This is a genomic window from Nonomuraea sp. NPDC001684 (genome assembly GCF_053596515.1).
Genome location: NZ_JBSFGJ010000213.1, coordinates 1 through 15,859, shown reverse-complemented (window position 1 = coordinate 15,859; position 15,859 = coordinate 1). Strand labels below are relative to the sequence as shown.

Annotated in this window: 13 protein-coding genes and 1 pseudogene; 10 read left to right on the top strand and 4 right to left on the bottom strand. The window is 72.9% G+C overall.

All coding sequences use genetic code 11. From position 1 onward, the window contains the following. The coding region (locus tag ACWCSD_RS30400; protein WP_449919907.1) for a hypothetical protein at positions 1-182 on the bottom strand (182 nt) is incomplete at its 3' end. 32 nt (positions 183-214) lie between these two features. Continuing rightward, positions 215-2,362, bottom strand: coding sequence for a protein kinase domain-containing protein (locus tag ACWCSD_RS30395; RefSeq protein ID WP_449919903.1), 2,148 nt, complete (start codon positions 2,360-2,362; stop codon positions 215-217). A gap of 124 nt (positions 2,363-2,486) precedes the next feature. Here ACWCSD_RS30395 and ACWCSD_RS30390 point away from each other — a divergent pair, with 124 nt between their 5' ends. The 5 genes from ACWCSD_RS30390 to ACWCSD_RS30370 are packed head-to-tail and all read left to right on the top strand — an operon-like array spanning position 2,487 to position 8,002. Further along, positions 2,487-3,992: a succinic semialdehyde dehydrogenase gene (locus tag ACWCSD_RS30390; RefSeq protein ID WP_352318716.1), complete on the top strand. Its 1,506-nt coding sequence runs from the start codon at positions 2,487-2,489 to the stop codon at positions 3,990-3,992. Continuing rightward, on the top strand, positions 3,989-5,647 hold the full coding sequence (locus ACWCSD_RS30385) for an FAD-dependent oxidoreductase (protein ID WP_397165119.1): 1,659 nt from the start codon (positions 3,989-3,991) through the stop codon (positions 5,645-5,647). Before ACWCSD_RS30390 ends, ACWCSD_RS30385 begins: the two co-directional genes overlap by 4 nt. Before the next feature lie 2 nt (positions 5,648-5,649). Further along, on the top strand, positions 5,650-6,255 hold the full coding sequence (locus ACWCSD_RS30380) for a TetR/AcrR family transcriptional regulator (RefSeq protein ID WP_397165120.1): 606 nt from the start codon (positions 5,650-5,652) through the stop codon (positions 6,253-6,255). 5 nt (positions 6,256-6,260) lie between these two features. Next, entirely contained in the window at positions 6,261-7,001 is a 741-nt protein-coding gene (locus ACWCSD_RS30375) for an MBL fold metallo-hydrolase (protein WP_364338170.1), read from the top strand. Between the two features lie 23 nt (positions 7,002-7,024). Further along, on the top strand, positions 7,025-8,002 hold the full coding sequence (locus ACWCSD_RS30370; protein WP_449919898.1) for a PLP-dependent cysteine synthase family protein: 978 nt from the start codon (positions 7,025-7,027) through the stop codon (positions 8,000-8,002). On the opposite strand, the gene ACWCSD_RS30365 is transcribed toward ACWCSD_RS30370, so the two are convergent. Then, on the bottom strand, positions 7,977-8,690 hold the full coding sequence (locus ACWCSD_RS30365) for an alpha/beta fold hydrolase (protein ID WP_449919896.1): 714 nt from the start codon (positions 8,688-8,690) through the stop codon (positions 7,977-7,979). The genes ACWCSD_RS30370 and ACWCSD_RS30365 overlap by 26 nt on opposite strands. Positions 8,691-8,740: 50 nt before the next feature. Between ACWCSD_RS30365 and ACWCSD_RS30360 the strand changes: the two genes are divergently transcribed. From ACWCSD_RS30360 to ACWCSD_RS30345, 4 genes are all read left to right on the top strand, one after another. Next, a complete protein-coding gene (locus tag ACWCSD_RS30360) occupies positions 8,741-9,739 on the top strand; it encodes a LacI family DNA-binding transcriptional regulator (RefSeq protein WP_449919893.1) in 999 nt (332 codons plus the stop codon). A 159-nt stretch (positions 9,740-9,898) separates the two neighbouring features. Next, positions 9,899-11,140 (top strand): MFS transporter, encoded by a 1,242-nt coding sequence (locus ACWCSD_RS30355; RefSeq protein WP_449919890.1) that lies wholly within the window; start codon positions 9,899-9,901, stop codon positions 11,138-11,140. 10 nt (positions 11,141-11,150) lie between these two features. Beyond that, positions 11,151-12,641 (top strand): DUF885 family protein, encoded by a 1,491-nt coding sequence (locus tag ACWCSD_RS30350; RefSeq protein ID WP_449919889.1) that lies wholly within the window; start codon positions 11,151-11,153, stop codon positions 12,639-12,641. Between the two features lie 39 nt (positions 12,642-12,680). Then, positions 12,681-13,565, top strand: a complete 885-nt coding sequence (locus ACWCSD_RS30345; RefSeq protein ID WP_397165131.1) for an SDR family NAD(P)-dependent oxidoreductase — start codon at positions 12,681-12,683, stop codon at positions 13,563-13,565. On the opposite strand, the gene ACWCSD_RS30340 is transcribed toward ACWCSD_RS30345, so the two are convergent. Beyond that, on the bottom strand, positions 13,510-14,463 hold the full coding sequence (locus ACWCSD_RS30340) for a DUF2207 domain-containing protein (protein WP_387669196.1): 954 nt from the start codon (positions 14,461-14,463) through the stop codon (positions 13,510-13,512). The genes ACWCSD_RS30345 and ACWCSD_RS30340 overlap by 56 nt on opposite strands. A 97-nt stretch (positions 14,464-14,560) precedes the next feature. Here ACWCSD_RS30340 and guaA point away from each other — a divergent pair. After that, a pseudogene (guaA, locus tag ACWCSD_RS30335) lies at positions 14,561-15,784 on the top strand (glutamine-hydrolyzing GMP synthase); the annotation flags it as partial. Between the last annotated feature and the right edge of the window lie 75 nt (positions 15,785-15,859).

Sequence of the window (15,859 nt, the reverse complement as noted above, 5' to 3'; positions counted from 1 at the left end):
TTCTCCGCGGCGTGCTCCCGCAGGCCCGACAGCATGTCGTCGCAACTGTCGTAGGCGACCAGGCGGACGGCGTCGAGCGTGACCTTCGGCACGGGCGCCTGGCCGGTGGCCGCCGAGGTGCAGGCCGTCGTGGCCATGGCGAGGGCCGCGGCGGTCACGGCCGTACGGAACAGCGTCTTCATGACCTCCATGACGGCTGCGCGGGCCGGATGGTTCAGGAGCCCTTGGCCGGGTTGGCGGTGAAGACCGGGCTGAAGTCGACGTCTTCGGGCACGTCGAGGATCTTGCGGAGCAGGGTGCCCTTGAGGTCGACGACCTGGATCTCGTCCTTGGTGTTGTTGTCCTGCTCCCAGCAGTAGAGGTGGGTGTCGTCGTACCAGCCGAGCACCTTGTCGCAGTCGGAGGCGAACTTGTGCGTGCGGTCGCCCGACTTGACGTCCCACACGCAGGTGTCGCCGTCGCTGCCGTTGGGGCAGGTGGACAGGAACGACTCGCCCGAGGGGGAGAAGACGTCCTGGGTGCCGGCGGGCAGCGTGCCGATCGAGCGCAGGTCGCGGGTGGCCTTGCCGTCGGCGTCGAAGAAGCGCAGGCTGCGGTTCTTCTCCGGGCCGAAGATGTTGATCACGCCCGTGCCCTCGCCGTCCCAGCCGAAGGCGGTCTTGCGGACGGCGGAGTCGTCCACCATGACGGTCTTCGCCTTCTTCGTGGCGACGTCCACGATGACGAATCCGGGGTAGGTCCAGGTGTCGCCGCTCTTCCGCTCGATGTTGAGCAGGATCCTGGAGCCGTCCTCGGACCAGCCGCGGATGCTGGCGATCAGCGGGCCGCGGACGGTCTTGATCGTGGTGCGCTCGCCCGTCTGGCGGTCGCTGACGATGATGTAGTCGTAGTTGTCGTCGGTGTACTTGCGGCCGCGGGTGGCCAGGTAGCGGCCGCCGGGGGAGACGTTCGACTCCCAGTTGCCGGCGTACTTGCGGAACGGCCCGCGCAGCGAGTCCCTGGCGTGGTCGATCCAGTCCTCCTTCTTCTTGTCGTAGATCTCGTAGGAGGTCAGGACGATCGCGTCGGAGGTGTTCTCGTACAGGCCGATCGCGGCGCCGGGCAGCGCCTTGCGCGGACCCTCCTCGGGGACGGAGACCGGCGCGACCGACGCCGCGACCGACGGCGTGGCGGGCGGCACGCTGCGCCCGGACGGCCGGGCGGAGGCGGGCGTCGTGACGCCGCCGTCGGCGGCCAGGGTCGTCCTGTTGTTGGCGATGAGCACGGCGAGCCCGGCCAGCACGAGTAAGGCGACGGCCAGCGTGGCCCCGATGACCAGCGGCGCCCTGCTCTTGCCGGCCGGCCGCCCGGGGTGGACGCCCGGATGGGTGGGCTGCGCGTACGGGCCCGGCGGGTGCCACTGCTGCTGCGGGTACGGCTGCCGGCCCCCCGGCACCGGCCCGGTCATCGGCCCGTGCGGAGGCCCCTGTGCGGGCCCCTGTGCGGGCCCGTGCGGCGGTCCCTGCGGGTGCTGTTGCGGCGGCCCCGCCATCGGCCCGGTCATGGGTGGCCCGGCGGGGCCGGCCTCGGCGGCGGCCGCGGCGAGGATGGGCGAGTTCGCCGGCATCGGGTGCTGGAGCAGGCGCATGATCACCTGCTCGGCCGTCGGCCGCTGCGCCGGGTCCTTGGCCAGGCACGCGGCCACGACGTCACGCAGCGCGCCGTCGAGCACGCCCAGGTCGGGCTGCTGGTTGAGGACCCGGTTGATCACCGCGGGCATGGTGTCGCTGCCGAACGGCGCCCGCCCGGACGCCGCGTAGACCATCGCGCTGGCCCACGAGAACATGTCGGCCGCCGGCCCGGCGGTGTGGCCCATGATCTGCTCGGGCGGCATGTACGACGGCGTGCCCACGACCATGCTGCTGATCGTCGAGGTCGCGTTGAGCGCCCGCGCGATGCCGAAGTCGATCACCCGCGGGCCGTCCGCGCCCAGGATGACGTTGGCGGGCTTGAAGTCGCGGTGGACGATGCCGGCCTGGTGGATGGCGGCCAGCGCGGTCGCGGTGCCGATGGCCAGCCGGTGCAGCGTGGACCCGGTGCGCGGCCCCTCCTCCTGCACCACCCGCTGCAGCGAGGGCCCCTCGATGAACTCGCTGACGATGAACGGCCGGTCCAGCTCGACGCCGGTGCCGAGGACGGCCGCGGTGCAGAACGGCGCCACCTGCTGGGCCACCTGGACCTCGCGCAGGAACCGCTCGACGCTCACGTCGTCGCCGGACAGGTCGGGGCGCAGCCATTTGACGGCGACGTGCGCGCCGGAATGATCTTTCGCGAGGTAGACGACGCCCTGGCCGCCCTCGCCAAGCCTGCCGAGGAGATCCATGCCGGCCAGACTCGCCGGATCTCCCGGGCGTAGCGGAGCGAACGATGGCATAAGAGGATTCTGACCCCACCCCGCGAATCCGCAAAAACTACCCGCCGGTAGCCAAGCGGAATATCCTTCGGGCATGCACGTCACGTCCAGCGGCAAGACCCGGGAGATCACCGCCCCCTTCACCGGCGAGCCGCTCGCCGAGCTGCCCATTTCCACGGCCGACGACGTACGCCTGGCCTACGAGCGCGCCAGGGCCGCCCAGGCCGAGTGGGCGGCCAGGCCCGCCGCGGCGCGGGCCAGACCGTTCCTGCTGCTGCACGACGCCATCCTCGACCGCAGGGACGAGATCCTCGACATCGTCCAGAACGAGACCGGCAAGGCCCGCAAGCACGCCTTCGAGGAGGTGCTCGACGTCGCCGGGTGCAGCCTCTACTACGCCCGGCGGGCGTCCGGCCTGCTCGCGCCGCGCACCCGCAAGGGCATCTTCCCCGGCGCCACCCGGGTGACCGAGCTGCGCCAGCCCAAGGGCGTGGTCGCGCTGATCTCCCCGTGGAACTACCCGCTCTCGCTCGGCGTCACCGACGCCGTGCCGGCGCTGCTGGCCGGTAACGCGCTGGTGCACAAGCCGGACACCCAGACCGCCATGTCCACCTTGTGGACCATCGACCTGCTGGCCGAGCTGGGCATGCCGCGCGAGATCTGGCAGGTCGTGCTGGGCGAGCCCGCCGAGATCGGCGACGCGCTGCTCGACGACGCCGACTACGTCGCGTTCACGGGTTCGACCAGGGGCGGCAGGAAGATCGCTGAGGAGGCGGCCAAGCGGCTCATCGGCTGCTCGCTGGAGCTCGGCGGCAAGAACCCGATGGTGGTGCTCGAAGACGCCGACGTGCCGCTCGCCGTCCAGGGGGCGATCCGGGCCTGCTTCACCAACGCCGGCCAGCTCTGCCTGTCCATCGAGCGGCTGTACGTGCACACGTCGGTGTTCGACGACTTCGCCGCGCGCCTGGTCAGGCAGGTCGGCAACCTCAAGCTCGGCGCGGGCCACGACTGGTCGGTCCAGATGGGCTCGCTCACCTCGCAACGCCAGCTCGACGCGGTCAGCGCCCACGTGGACGACGCCGTGGCCAAGGGCGCGACCGTGCTGACCGGCGGCCGGGCCAGGCCCGACCTCGGCCCGCTGTTCTACGAGCCGACCGTGCTCACCGGCGTGCGCGACGACATGGACCTGTGCCGCAACGAGACGTTCGGGCCCGTGGTCGCCCTCTACCCCTTCGACTCGGAGGAGGAGGCGATCGAGCTGGCCAACGACACCATCTACGGCCTGAACGCCTCCATCTGGACCACCGACCCGGCCCGCGGCCGCGCCCTGGCCGCCCGCGTCAAGGCCGGCACGGTCAACATCAACGAGGGGTACGGCTCGGCCTACGCCTCCTACGACGCGCCCATGGGCGGCATGAAGGCGTCGGGCCTCGGCCGCCGGCACGGCGCGGAGGGCCTGCTGCGCTACACCGAGTCCAAGACCGTGGCCTCGCAGGCGTCCTGGCTGGGCTTCGAGCCGCCCTTCGACCTGACGTACGAGACGTGGGCCGACGTCCTGGCCGGCACCCTCAAGGCGATGCGGAAGCTGCGGATCAAGTGACGTTCGACGTTCTGGTCATCGGGTCGGGGTTCGGCGGCAGCGTCTCGGCGCTGCGGCTGAGCGAGAAGGGGTACAAGGTCGGCGTGCTGGAGGCGGGCCGCCGGTTCGACGACTCCGCGCTGCCGGCCACCTCGTGGAAGCTGCGCGACTTCCTGTGGGCGCCCTGGCTCGGCATGAAGGGCATCCAGCGCATCCACGTGCTGCGCGGCGAACCCGGCACCGGCGTGATGGTGCTGGCCGGAGCCGGGGTGGGCGGCGGGTCGCTGGTCTACGCCAACACCCTCTACGAGCCGCTCGACCCGTTCTTCCGCGACCCGCAGTGGGCCGGCATCACCGACTGGAAGGCGGAGCTGGCCCCCCACTACGACCAGGCCAGACGCATGCTCGGCGCGGTCACGAACCCCACCGTCACCCGCGCCGACGACGTCATGCGCCGGGTCGCCGAGAAGATGGGCGTGGGCGACACCTTCCACCTGGCCCCGGTCGGCGTCTATTTCGGCGAGGACGGCGTCGACCCGTACTTCGGCGGCGCCGGGCCTCGGCGGCGCGGCTGCATCGAGTGCGGGCAGTGCATGACCGGCTGCCGCCACGGCGCCAAGAACACGCTGGTCAAGAACTACCTCCACCTGGCCGAGCAGGCAGGCGCCCGGGTCTACGCCGAGTGCACGGTCACCTCGGTGCGCCCGCTGCCCTCCGGCGGCTACCGGGTCGTCGCCCGCCGGACGGGGTCGGCGCTGAGCCGCCGTTCGTTCACGGCCAAGCAGGTGATCTTCGCGGCCGGCACGTACGGCACCCAGCGCCTGCTGCACAAGCTGCGCGCCACCGGCGACCTGCCCGGCCTGTCGCCCACGCTCGGCACGCTGACCAGGACCAACTCCGAGGCCCTGCTCGGCTTCGAGCGCACGTCGGCGGGCGGCGAGAAGCTCAACAAGGGCGTGGCCATCACCTCCTCCATCCACCCCGACGCCGAGACCCACATCGAGCCCGTGCGTTACGGCGACGGCTCCAACGCCATGGGCCTGCTGCGCACCCTGCTCGTGGACGGCGGCCAGCCGAGGTGGCCGGCGCTGTTCCGGGAGATCGCCGCGCGGCCCCTGGAGGCGCTGCGGCTGCTCGACCTGCGCCGCTGGTCGGAACGGACCGTCATCGCGCTGGTCATGCAGGCCAAGGACAACTCGATCACCGTCCGGCGCACCCGCTGGGGGCTGCGGTCGGCTCGCGGTCACGGCGAGCCCAACCCGACCTGGATCCCGGCCGGGCACGAGGCCGTCCGGCACGCTGCGGCCGAGATCGGCGGGGTGCCCGGCGGCACCTGGCTCGACCTGTTCGACATCCCGACGACGGCCCACTTCCTCGGCGGCTGCGTGATCGGCGACTCGCCCGAGACCGGCGTGATCGACGCCTACCACCGCGTCTACGGCCACGAGGGGCTGCACGTCGTGGACGGCTCGGCGGTGTCGGCCAACCTCGGGGTGAACCCGTCGCTCACCATCACCGCGCAGGCCGAGCGGGCCATGTCCCTGTGGCCCAACGCCGGCGACCCCGATCCCAGGCCCGCCACGGGCTCGCCGTACGTCCGGCTGCCCCCGGTGGCGCCCCGCCGGCCCGCCGTGCCGGAGCGGGCTCCCGGGGCACTCCGTCTGTATACACTGTAAACGTGAGCGAGCGAGGGACGGCGGCGCGCATCGAGGCCGTGGCCCGGCGGATCCTGCTGGAGGAGGGCGCCGACGCCGTCAGCATGCGGCGGGTCGGCGAGGCCGTGGGCGTCACCGCCATGGCCATCTACCGGCACTTCCCCAACAGGGAGGCGCTGCTGCGCGCCGTCGCCGACGCCGCCGCCCGCGAGCTGGCCGAGGCGTGGACCCGCAGGCCCGGCACGGGCGACGTGGAGGAGCGCATGATGGCGGCGCTCGACGACTTCCTCGACTTCGCGCTCGGCAGCCCCCACCTGTACAACTTCCTGACCTCCGACGCCTGGGCGCGGGCCCGCCGCTTCCCCGACGACTTCCGCGACGGGGAGGGCCCGCCGTTCAGCGTGGTGGTGGCGCTGGCCGAGGAGGGCATGCGCGCGGGCGTGCTGCGTGAGGACGACCCGCTGGAGACCGCGCTCGCGGTCACGGCGAGCACCCAGGGCCTGGTCCAGCAGTACCTGAGCGGCCGGATGAGCATGGCTGAGCCCGACTTCCGCGCCCTGTGCCACCGCACGGTGACCCGGGTGCTCAACGGCGTACGGAATAAACCTTATGTACCCCCGTGTCCTTGACGGACATGAAGATTCGTTACGCCGGTGGCCCGACCGCCGTCATCGAGCTGGGCGGCGTCCGGCTGCTGGTCGATCCCACCTTCGACGCGCCGGGCGACCACCCGGTCGGCGCCAGGGTGCTCAAGAAGACGGCCGGCCCCGCCTTCGGCCCCGACGAGGTGGGCCCGGTGGACGCCGTGCTGCTCTCGCACGACCAGCACCCCGACAACCTCGACGACGCGGGCCGCGCGTTCCTCGCCGCGGCCCCGCTGGCGCTGTCCACCGCCTCGGCGGCCGAGCGCGTCGGCGAGCCGGTGCGCGCCCTGCCCAACTGGAGCGAGACCGAGGTCGGCCCGCTGCGGGTGACCGGCGTGCCCGCCCAGCACGGCCCCGACGGGACCGAGCACCTGACGGGCGAGGTCACCGGCTTCGTGCTGAGCGGCGAGGGCCTGCCCACCGTCTACGTGAGCGGCGACAACGCCTCGCTCGACGTCGTGCGGGCCGTGGCCGCCAGGTTCCCGCGGATCGACGTGGCGCTGCTGTTCGCGGGCGGCGCGCGCACCCCGCTGGTGGACGGGTTCCTGACGCTGACCAGCGAGGACGCCGTCACCGCCGCCGACATCCTGGGCGCGCGGCACGTCGTCCCGCTGCACTTCGAGCAGTGGGCGCACTTCACGCAGGGCCGCGACACGCTGGAGAAGGCGTTCGCGGGGCTCGGCGAGCGGTTCGTGCTGCTCGCCCCTGGCGAACAGGTCGAGCTTTCCTGAGCTCGTCCTGACAAGGTGGTCCGGTGAGCTGGAGCACGCGCGCGCTCGACGCGCTGGCCGCCGGGCCGCCGACCAGGCTGATCGACTTCCCCGTCCGGGTCCCCGGCGTGCGCCTGCTGCTGAAGGACGAGTCCGGTCAGCCCACGGGCAGCCTGCGGCACCGGCACGCCAGGGCGCTGTTCCGGCGGGCCGTGCTCGACGGCTCGATCACCGAGGGCACCACCGTGGTCGAGGCCACCGGCGGCAACGCGGCGGTCGCGCAGGCGTGGTTCGCCCGGCGGCTCGGCCTGCCCTACGTCGTGGTCATGCCGGGCGCGCCCGACCCGGCGCGGGCCCGCGCGGTCGAGGCGCTGGGCGGCGAGTGCAGGTTCGTGACGCCGCCCCTGGCCATCTACGACGCGGCCAGGGAGGCGGCCGGGCAGGTCGGGGGCCACTACCTCGACCAGTTCGGCCGGGCCGCGCCGCACGACCTGGCCGAAGAGCTGTTCGCCCAGGTCCGTCCCGACTGGGTGGTGACCGGCGCGGCCACCGGCGCGACCTCGGCCACGCTCGGCGCCGCGGCCGGGGAGCACGGCTGCCGGGTGGCGGTCGCCGATCCCGACAACTCCGCCTACTTCCCGGGCTGGACCCTCGACGTGCCCGACTACGCCACCGGCATGCCCTCGCGGATCGAGGGCGTCGGCCGTCCGCGCGTGGAGCCGGGGTTCCGGCCCGATCTGGTCGATCTGGTGGTGCCGGTGCCCGACGCGGCGGGCGTGGCGGCGGCCAGGCACATCAGGCAGGTCACCGGGCTGCCGGTGGGCGGCTCGTCCGGCACCGCGCTGTGGGCCGCGCTCGAACTGGCCGGGCGCATGCGGGCCAGGGGCGAGAGCGGCACGATCGTCTCGCTGGTGGGCGACGCGGCCGAGCGGCACCTGGCGACGTACCACGACGACGCCTGGGCCGCCGGCAAGGGCCTCGACGTCGCCGGCCGCCTCACCGAGCTGCGGCAGCGGGTCTGATCCAGCCTTCCAGCCCCGCCAGGAAGTCCTCGAACAGGTGGCGGTGGATCGTGTGCTCGGCCCCCGTGACCACGCGCACCTCGAATCCCTTGCCCCGCAACTCCTCCTGGAACGCCGGCGGCACCAGGAAACTCGGGTCGGCCACCTGCACCAGCGACGGCACGACGGGAGCGGGCGTGAAGTCCATGCCCGACGCCTCGACGAGCGACAGCGCCGACCGCCGGTCCCAGCGCGCGAGCATCTCGACCTCGACCGCCACCTCCTCGGCCGAGAAGCCGGGGTGCAGGGCGGCGATCAGCTCGCCGGTCTCGTCGGTGAAGCCGGCCATCGACTCCAGGGCGCCGCTCTCCGGCGTCGGCAGGCGGAAGGCCGGGTCGGAGTAGATCGCCCGTCCGGGCATGAGCCGTTCGACGGCGAGGCCGAGCGTGAGGCCTCCCAGGGAGTGCCCGATGGCCAGCTCGGGGCGCGCGGGCACCGACTCCGCCAGCGACGAGGCGAACAGCTCGGGCGGGTAGGCGTCGGCGCGGGGGCTCTCGCCGTGGCCGGGGAGATCGACGGCGATGACCCGGTAGCCGCGCGCGGCCAGCTCGGGGCCCACCCGCCACCAGCATCGCGAGTCGGCCATGATGCCGTGGACGAGGACGGCCAGGCGGTCGCCCGAACCCCATTCACGAGTGTGCAGCTTCATGCGGCAGCCTCTCCTGCTTATACGTATAAGCAGTTGATACCATCCACCCCGTGAACACGACAAGGGGGGACCGTCCGCCGACCAGCGTCGACGTGGCCAGGGCCGCGGGAGTGTCCCAGGCCACGGTCTCCTACGTGCTCACCGACAACCCCCACGCCCGGGTGAGCGAGGAGACCCGCAGGCGGGTCCGCGACGCCGCCGCCCGGCTCGGCTACGTCCCCGACGCCGCCGCCCGCGCGCTGCGTACGGGCCGCAGCGACATCGTGCTCATGCCGCTGTCGCGGGCCAGGACGGGCCGGCTGGCGCAGCAGGTGTCCGAAGAGCTGGAGGAGGAGTTCAGGGCCCGCGGCTACACCCTCGTCCAGTACGGCGAGCGCACCCTCAAGGGCGTGGCGGCGGCCAGGAGCTGGCTCGCCCTGCGGCCCTCGGCCGTCCTCGTCGAGGCCGCGCGGCTGACCAGGCCCGCCGTGGACCTGCTGCACGCCTCGGGCGTCCGGGCCGTCGTCGGCCTGTCCGACCAGCCCTCGCCGCTGGTGCCGGCCCTGGTGTTCGACCATCGGGCCCTCGGCGCCGTGGCCGCCCGCCACCTGGTCGCACGGGGGAGCAGGCGGCTGGCGGCCGTCGTGCCCCGGGAGGAGGGCGTCGACGCCATGGGGCGGGCCCGGCTGGCGGGGGTGCGGGAGGTCGTTCCCGGGGCCGCGCGCATCGACCTGGCCTTCTCGGAGGAGGAGGCGGGGCGGATCGTCCGCGCGGGTGACCTGCCCGACGGCGTCTTCGCCTACAACGACGAGTACGCGATGCTGCTGATCAGCGCGTTGCAGGACGCCGGTCTGCAGGTCCCCGGCGACGTCGCCGTGGTCGGCGCCGACGACCTGCCGATCTGCACGCTCATGCGGCCCCGGCTGACCAGCGTGCACTTCGACGCCACCGCCAGCCCGGCCGATCTGGCGGAGGAGATCGACGGGATCGTCCGCGGTGTGCGGCCGTCCGTGGCGGGCGAGGTCGTCGCCCGGTTCGAGCCCCGGCTGGTGGTCCGGTCCAGCGCCTGAGGCGCGTGACGAGGGGCCGGCGCCTGAGGCGCGTGACGAGGGTCCAGCGCCTGAGGCGCGTAACGAGTTGGACGCGCGTCTTGTCAGCCCTTCCCGCGCGACCTACAGTCCAGAGCAATCGTCGGTGATACGTATCACCATCGCTCGGAGAGGTCCCCCATGGCTGAAGTTCTGAGCGGCGCGCACCGGGACACCCGGCGCCTCGGGCCGCTCTACCTGACGCTTCCGCTGGCCAACGTCGCCGTCATGTTCCTGTGGTTGAGCGTGGGCGCGTTCGTCCTGCCGGTTCACGTGCAGCGCATCACCGGCGTCAACGACGTGGCCGCGCTGGGCCTGGCCAACTCGATCGGCCCGCTCATGGCCACGCTCGCCAACCCGGTCTTCGGCCAGATCTCCGACCGGACCAGGTCGCGCTTCGGCCGGCGTTCGCCGTGGATACTCGGCTGCGTCCTGCTCGGCGTGCTCGCCCTGTTCGCGCAGGCCAATGCGGGCAGCGTGCTCATGCTCGGCGTCAGCTGGGCGGGCGTGCAGACCATCATGAACGGCTACCAGGCCGCCATGACCGCGATCCTGCCCGACCGGGTCCCGCCGAGCCGGTACGGCACCTACTCCGGCCTGTTCGGGCTCGGCACGCCGCTGGCCACGATCGCGGCGGCGATCATGTTCATCGTGTTCCCGCAGTTGGCCGCCGGCGGGGCGTACTACGTGGTGATGGCGCTGCTGCTGGTCGCGGCGGTGCTGATCGTGGTCGCGACGCCGGACACGTCGTCGGCGGGGATGGCGCGCGAGCCGTTCGGGCTGGGCGCGTTCCTGGCCGGGTTCCTGCGGCCGCTGAAGACCCCGGACTTCGCCTGGGCCTTCGTGTCGCGTTTCGGCGTCATGCTCGGATATTTCGTCATCTTTACCTTCAACCTCTTCCTCCTTGAGGACTTCATCAAGATCCCCAAGGGCGAGGTGGTCGCCACGATGGGCCTGCTGATGCTCATCGGCCAGGCCGCCACGCTGCTCGCGGTGCTCGTGATCGGCCCGATCTCCGACCGCCTCGGCCGCTTCCGGCTGTTCGCGCTCGTCGCCGGGCTGTCCTCGGCGGTGTTCCTGGGCATCCCGCTGGCGATGCCGACGTTCGAGGGCATGATCGTCTACAACGTCGCGCACGGCATCGCGTTCGGCGTCTACCTGGCCGTGGACATGGCCCTGGTGACGAAGGTGCTGCCGGACCCCGGCGACGCGGGCAAGGACATGGGCGTCATCAACATCGCCAACGCCGGGCCGCAGATCCTGGCGCCCGCCCTCGCCGCCGTCGTGGTGGGGACGGGCGGCTATCCGGCGCTGTTCGTCGTGGGCATCGTGATCTCGCTGGTCGGCTCCGTCGGGGTCCTCAGGATCAGGGGTGTGCGCTAGCGTCGGCGACATGACGGAACTTGACCCCAGATTGCGCGCGATCACCGATTTGATGGTGTCCGAGGCACGCGAGGGGGGCGGCAGGCACGAGTACGACGGCCAGATCCAGGACCTGTCGCCCGAGGGCGTACGGGACGGCCTGGCGCGCCTCGGCAAGGGCGACGCGCCGGCCGACCCGCACGACGCCGAGCATCTGCAGATCTTCGAGGAGGCCATGCGCGTCCAGTTCGGCGAGCTGGAGCTGCACCGCAAGAACCCGCTGATCCACCTGTCCAACCTCGACCTGGCCTGCTACGACCGCGACTACGGCCCCGAGGCCGAGCGCGCCGCCGCCAGGGCCGCCCACCTCGCGCAGTGGCCGGCCGCCGTGGACGCCGCGGTCGCCTCGCTCGACCAGGTCGCGGCCCCGGTCGCCACGTCCCTGCTGGGCGCGGTCAAGGGGCTGGCCGCGGGCATCACCGACGAGGCCGCGATCGAGGCCCACGGCAGGCTCGTGGCCCATGTGGCCCGCGCCGCCGCCGAGGGCGACCCCGACGCCGCGCTCGGCGGCGCGGCCCTGGTCAAGCTCATGAGCAGCGCCGAGGGCCTGCCGGTCGACCTGGGCCGGCTGGCCGAGCGCGCCGACGCCGAACGCGACCGGCTCATGGGCCTGCTCGCCGAGTCCTGCGCCAAGCTCGGACGTTCCGAGCGGCCCCTCGACGTCGTCCGCGAGCTGGTCAAGGACCACCCCGACGCCGACGGCGTGATCGAGGCGGCCCGGATCGGCACCGAACGGGCCATCGCCTTCACCCGTGAGAAGGACCTCGTGCCCTACCACGACGGCGAGTGCCAGGTCGGGCTGGCGCCGGAGTCGCGCCGCTGGGCCATGGCCATGATGGCGTGGAACTCGCCGGGCGAGCCCGAGGGGCCGTCCTGGTACCACATCACGCCGCCGGACGCGTCCTGGAGCCAGCAGGACCAGGAGGAGTGGCTGGAGGTCTTCAGCGCCACCACGCTGCCCGCGATCAACGTGCACGAGGTGGCCCCCGGCCACTTCTCGCACGGTCGCGCGCTCCGCCGGGCCCCCTCCGACGTGCGGCGGCTGCTGCAGTCGATGGCCTTCGTCGAGGGCTGGGCCCACTACGCCGAGGAGCTGTGCGTGGAGGAGGGCTACGCGCCCGACGACCCGCGGTTCGAGATCGGCGTCTGGGTGGAGGCCCTGATCCGGGTCACCCGGCTGGCCTGCGCGATCGGCGTGCACACCGGGCAGATGACGGTCGAGGAGGGCGCGCGGCGCTTCGAGTCCGACACCCACCTGGCCGGTCCCGCCGCGCTGTCGGAGGCCCGCCGCGCCTCCTTCGACCCGACGTACGGCCGCTACACCTGGGGCAAGCTGCTCATCCTCGACCTGCGCGAGCAGGCCCGCACGCAGTGGGGAGCGGGCTTCACGCTCCAGCGCTTCCACAAGGCGCTGTTCGACCTCGGCTCGCCGCCCCTGGGCCTGATCGGCGCGATCCTGTAGCGTCGGGGTAGCCGAGCGAGCGCTAGGGAGGTTCAGGCGGTGCGTGAACTGTCCGGCAAAGTCGCGGTGGTGACGGGCGCGGCCAGCGGCATCGGCAGGGCCCTGGCCGTCCGGTTCGCCGCCGAGGGCATGGCGTTGATGCTGGCCGACGTCGATCCCGGCGGGCTGGCCGAGACGGCCGCGCTCGCGGGGAAGGCGTCCGCCGGGCCGGGCGAGGTGCTCACGCAGGTCACCGACGTCTCGGACGCGGCGGCCGTGCAGCACCTGGCCGACCGGAGCTTCGGCGAGCTGGGCGCGGTGCACGTGTTGTGCAACAACGCCGGCGTCCACCAGGGCGGCCGCCTGTGGACCAGGACCGCCGAGGACTTCGCCTGGCTGCTCGGCGTGAACCTGTGGGGCGTGCTGCACGGCGTGCGCGCGTTCGTGCCGCGCATGATGGCACAGGACACCGAGGGGCACGTCGTCAACACCGTGTCCGTGGCGGGGCTGCTGGCCGCGCCGGGCGCGGGCGGTTACGCGGTCACCAAGTACGCCGCGCTGGCCGCCTCGCAGTCGCTGGGCCAGGACCTGGCCGCCGTGGGCTCCAAGCTCCGCGTGACCGCGCTGTGCCCCGGCGCGGTCAGGACGCGGATCGACGACTCGGCCCGGTCCCGCCCGGCCGACCTGGTCAGCACCCCGACGGACGACGAGACGGCCGCCCGCGAGGCCGTCGAGGCGGCCATGGCGCGCGGCGTCGAGCCCGCCGAGGTCGCCGCCCTGGTCGTGCGGGCCATCCACGAGGAACGGTTCCTCGTGCTGACCCACCCCGAGTTCGCCGACCGGCTGCGCAGGCAGACCGAGCTGCTGCTGGCCGGCGAACTGCCCGGCGCTACCAGCGGCGCTCGTGGGACAGCACGCTCACCACGCTCCCGCGCCGCGGATTGACCAGCAGCCGGACGAAGTCGCCCGGCAGCACGTCCTGGTAGACGCGCTCCTTGGCCCGGTACGCCGGCGCCCGCTCCGACGTGCCGTCGTGCACCGCCAGGTAACAGGTGCGCGAGGAGGACAGGTCGTCGCCGTGCTCGGTCACGATCCAGCGCTTGACCACCCGCCCCTCGACCTCCTGCCGCTTGGGCCCGCCGCCGTCGCGCGGAGCGGGCTCGACCAGGACGCCGCGCCACCCGTCGCCGGTGAAGATCCACTCCTGCCGCGGGTCCACCGGGGCCGGCTCGGGCCCGGCGACCTCGCGGCCGAGCGGCGTCAGCACGAACCCCCGCCCGCCCAGCAGCAGCGCGGCCCCGGCCACGAACGCCCCCGCCGTGGCGATCCAGCCGGGCCACGACACGCCCGCCTGCGAGATGGTGACGTACCAGGGCACGGCGAGCCCGGCGGCCAGCAGCAGCGGCACGAGCATGCTCTGCCAGCGCCGCCGGGCCAGCCCGAGGTCGATGGCGCTCTGCCGCACCAGGGGCACGAACTCGGCGTCGAGGTCGCCGCTGTCCGGCATCAGGGCGACGACCGGCGCCTGTGGCGCTCCGCCCATCCGCGCGGCCACCCGGTCGAGCACCCATCGCTCGTACGGCCACACCTGCCCCTCGCCCGTCGCGGAGAGCGTGAGCCGGTCGCCCCGGATCGTCAGGAACCCGCGCCTGGCCAGCTCGAAGACCGTGGCGTGGAAGACCTCACCGGCCCGCAGCCCGCGTAAGAGCTCGACCACGGCGGGCGGCGCCGGAGGAGCAGGGGCCGCCGGGGGCGCGGCGGCCCGGCGCGTCGTCAACCCGAACGCGGCGGCCAGCGCGGCGAACCACAGGGCCCACGCCGAGGCCGGCCAGACAAGATCCACCGTTCTGTGTTAGCACGAGTGACGGTGTGAGGCCAGGCGTAATACCCGAGGCCGATACAATGAAGGCACCGCATTTCGCCTTTGGGGGGTTCTCACGGTGTCTGAATTCGACACAGTGCTGGTGGTCGACTTCGGCGCACAGTACGCGCAGCTCATCGCGAGGCGGGTGCGCGAGTGCCACGTCTACTCCGAGATCGTGCCGTCGTCGATGTCCGTCGAGGAGATGATGGCCAAGAAGCCCAAGGCGATCATCCTGTCCGGCGGCCCGTCGTCGGTCTACGCCGAAGGCGCGCCGCCCGTGCCGCACGGCCTGTTCTCGACGGGCGTGCCCACGTTCGGCATCTGTTACGGCTTCCAGGCCATGGCCCAGGCGCTGGGCGGCGAGGTCGCCCGCACGGGCGTCGCCGAATACGGCGGCACCGCGCTGGAGGTGCTCGACGAGGGCGTCATCTTCCAGGGGCTGCCCGCCGCGCAGACCGTATGGATGTCCCACGGCGACAGCGTGGCCGCGGCCCCCGAGGGCTTCGCGGTCACCGCCTCCACGAGCGAGACGCCGGTCGCCGCCTTCGAGCACCCCGAGCGCGGCCTGTACGGCGTGCAGTTCCATCCCGAGGTGCTCCACTCCGAGCACGGTCAGGCCGTGCTCAAGCACTTCCTCGACGCGGCCGGCTGCCGTCCGTCGTGGACCATGCTCAACATCGTCGAAGACTCCGTCGAGGCCGTGCGCCGGCAGGTCGGCGACGGCCGCGCCATCTGCGCGCTGTCGGGCGGCGTCGACTCCGCGGTGGCCGCGGCGATCGTCCAGCGGGCCATCGGCGACCGGCTGACCTGCGTCTTCGTCGACCACGGGCTGCTGCGCAAGGGCGAGGCCGAGCAGGTCGAGCGCGACTTCGTGGCCGTCACGGGCGTCAAGCTGCGCGTCGTCGACGCCGCCGACCGCTTCCTGAAGGCGCTGGAGGGCGTCACCGACCCGGAGGAGAAGCGGAAGATCATCGGCCGCGAGTTCATCCGCGTCTTCGAGGACGAGCAGCGCGCCATCATGGCCGACGGCCCGGTCGACTTCCTGGTCCAGGGCACCCTCTACCCCGACGTCGTCGAGTCCGGCGGCGGCACGGGCACCGCCAACATCAAGTCCCACCACAACGTCGGCGGCCTGCCGGAAGACCTTCAGTTCAAGCTGGTCGAGCCGCTGCGCGCGCTGTTCAAGGACGAGGTCCGCCGGGCCGGCGAAGAGCTGGGCCTGCCGCCCGCCATGGTCTGGCGGCAGCCGTTCCCCGGCCCCGGGCTCGGCATCCGCATCGTCGGCGAGGTCACCCGCGACCTCGAGCTCTGCCCGATCTGCAGGTTGTAGGTGGCCTGGCGGTCCACGTCGGCGCCGTCGGCCGTGATGGCGATC

What these genes read in the sequence shown, in the direction of transcription:
- ACWCSD_RS30395 (WP_449919903.1), bottom strand. Translation starts at nt 2,362, where the DNA reads ATGGATCTCCTCGGCAGGCTTGGCGAGGGCGGCCAGGGCGTCGTCTAC.
- ACWCSD_RS30390 (WP_352318716.1), top strand. Translation starts at nt 2,487, where the DNA reads ATGCACGTCACGTCCAGCGGCAAGACCCGGGAGATCACCGCCCCCTTC.
- ACWCSD_RS30375 (WP_364338170.1), top strand. Translation starts at nt 6,261, where the DNA reads ATGAAGATTCGTTACGCCGGTGGCCCGACCGCCGTCATCGAGCTGGGC.
- ACWCSD_RS30365 (WP_449919896.1), bottom strand. Translation starts at nt 8,690, where the DNA reads ATGAAGCTGCACACTCGTGAATGGGGTTCGGGCGACCGCCTGGCCGTC.
- ACWCSD_RS30355 (WP_449919890.1), top strand. Translation starts at nt 9,899, where the DNA reads ATGGCTGAAGTTCTGAGCGGCGCGCACCGGGACACCCGGCGCCTCGGG.
- ACWCSD_RS30350 (WP_449919889.1), top strand. Translation starts at nt 11,151, where the DNA reads ATGACGGAACTTGACCCCAGATTGCGCGCGATCACCGATTTGATGGTG.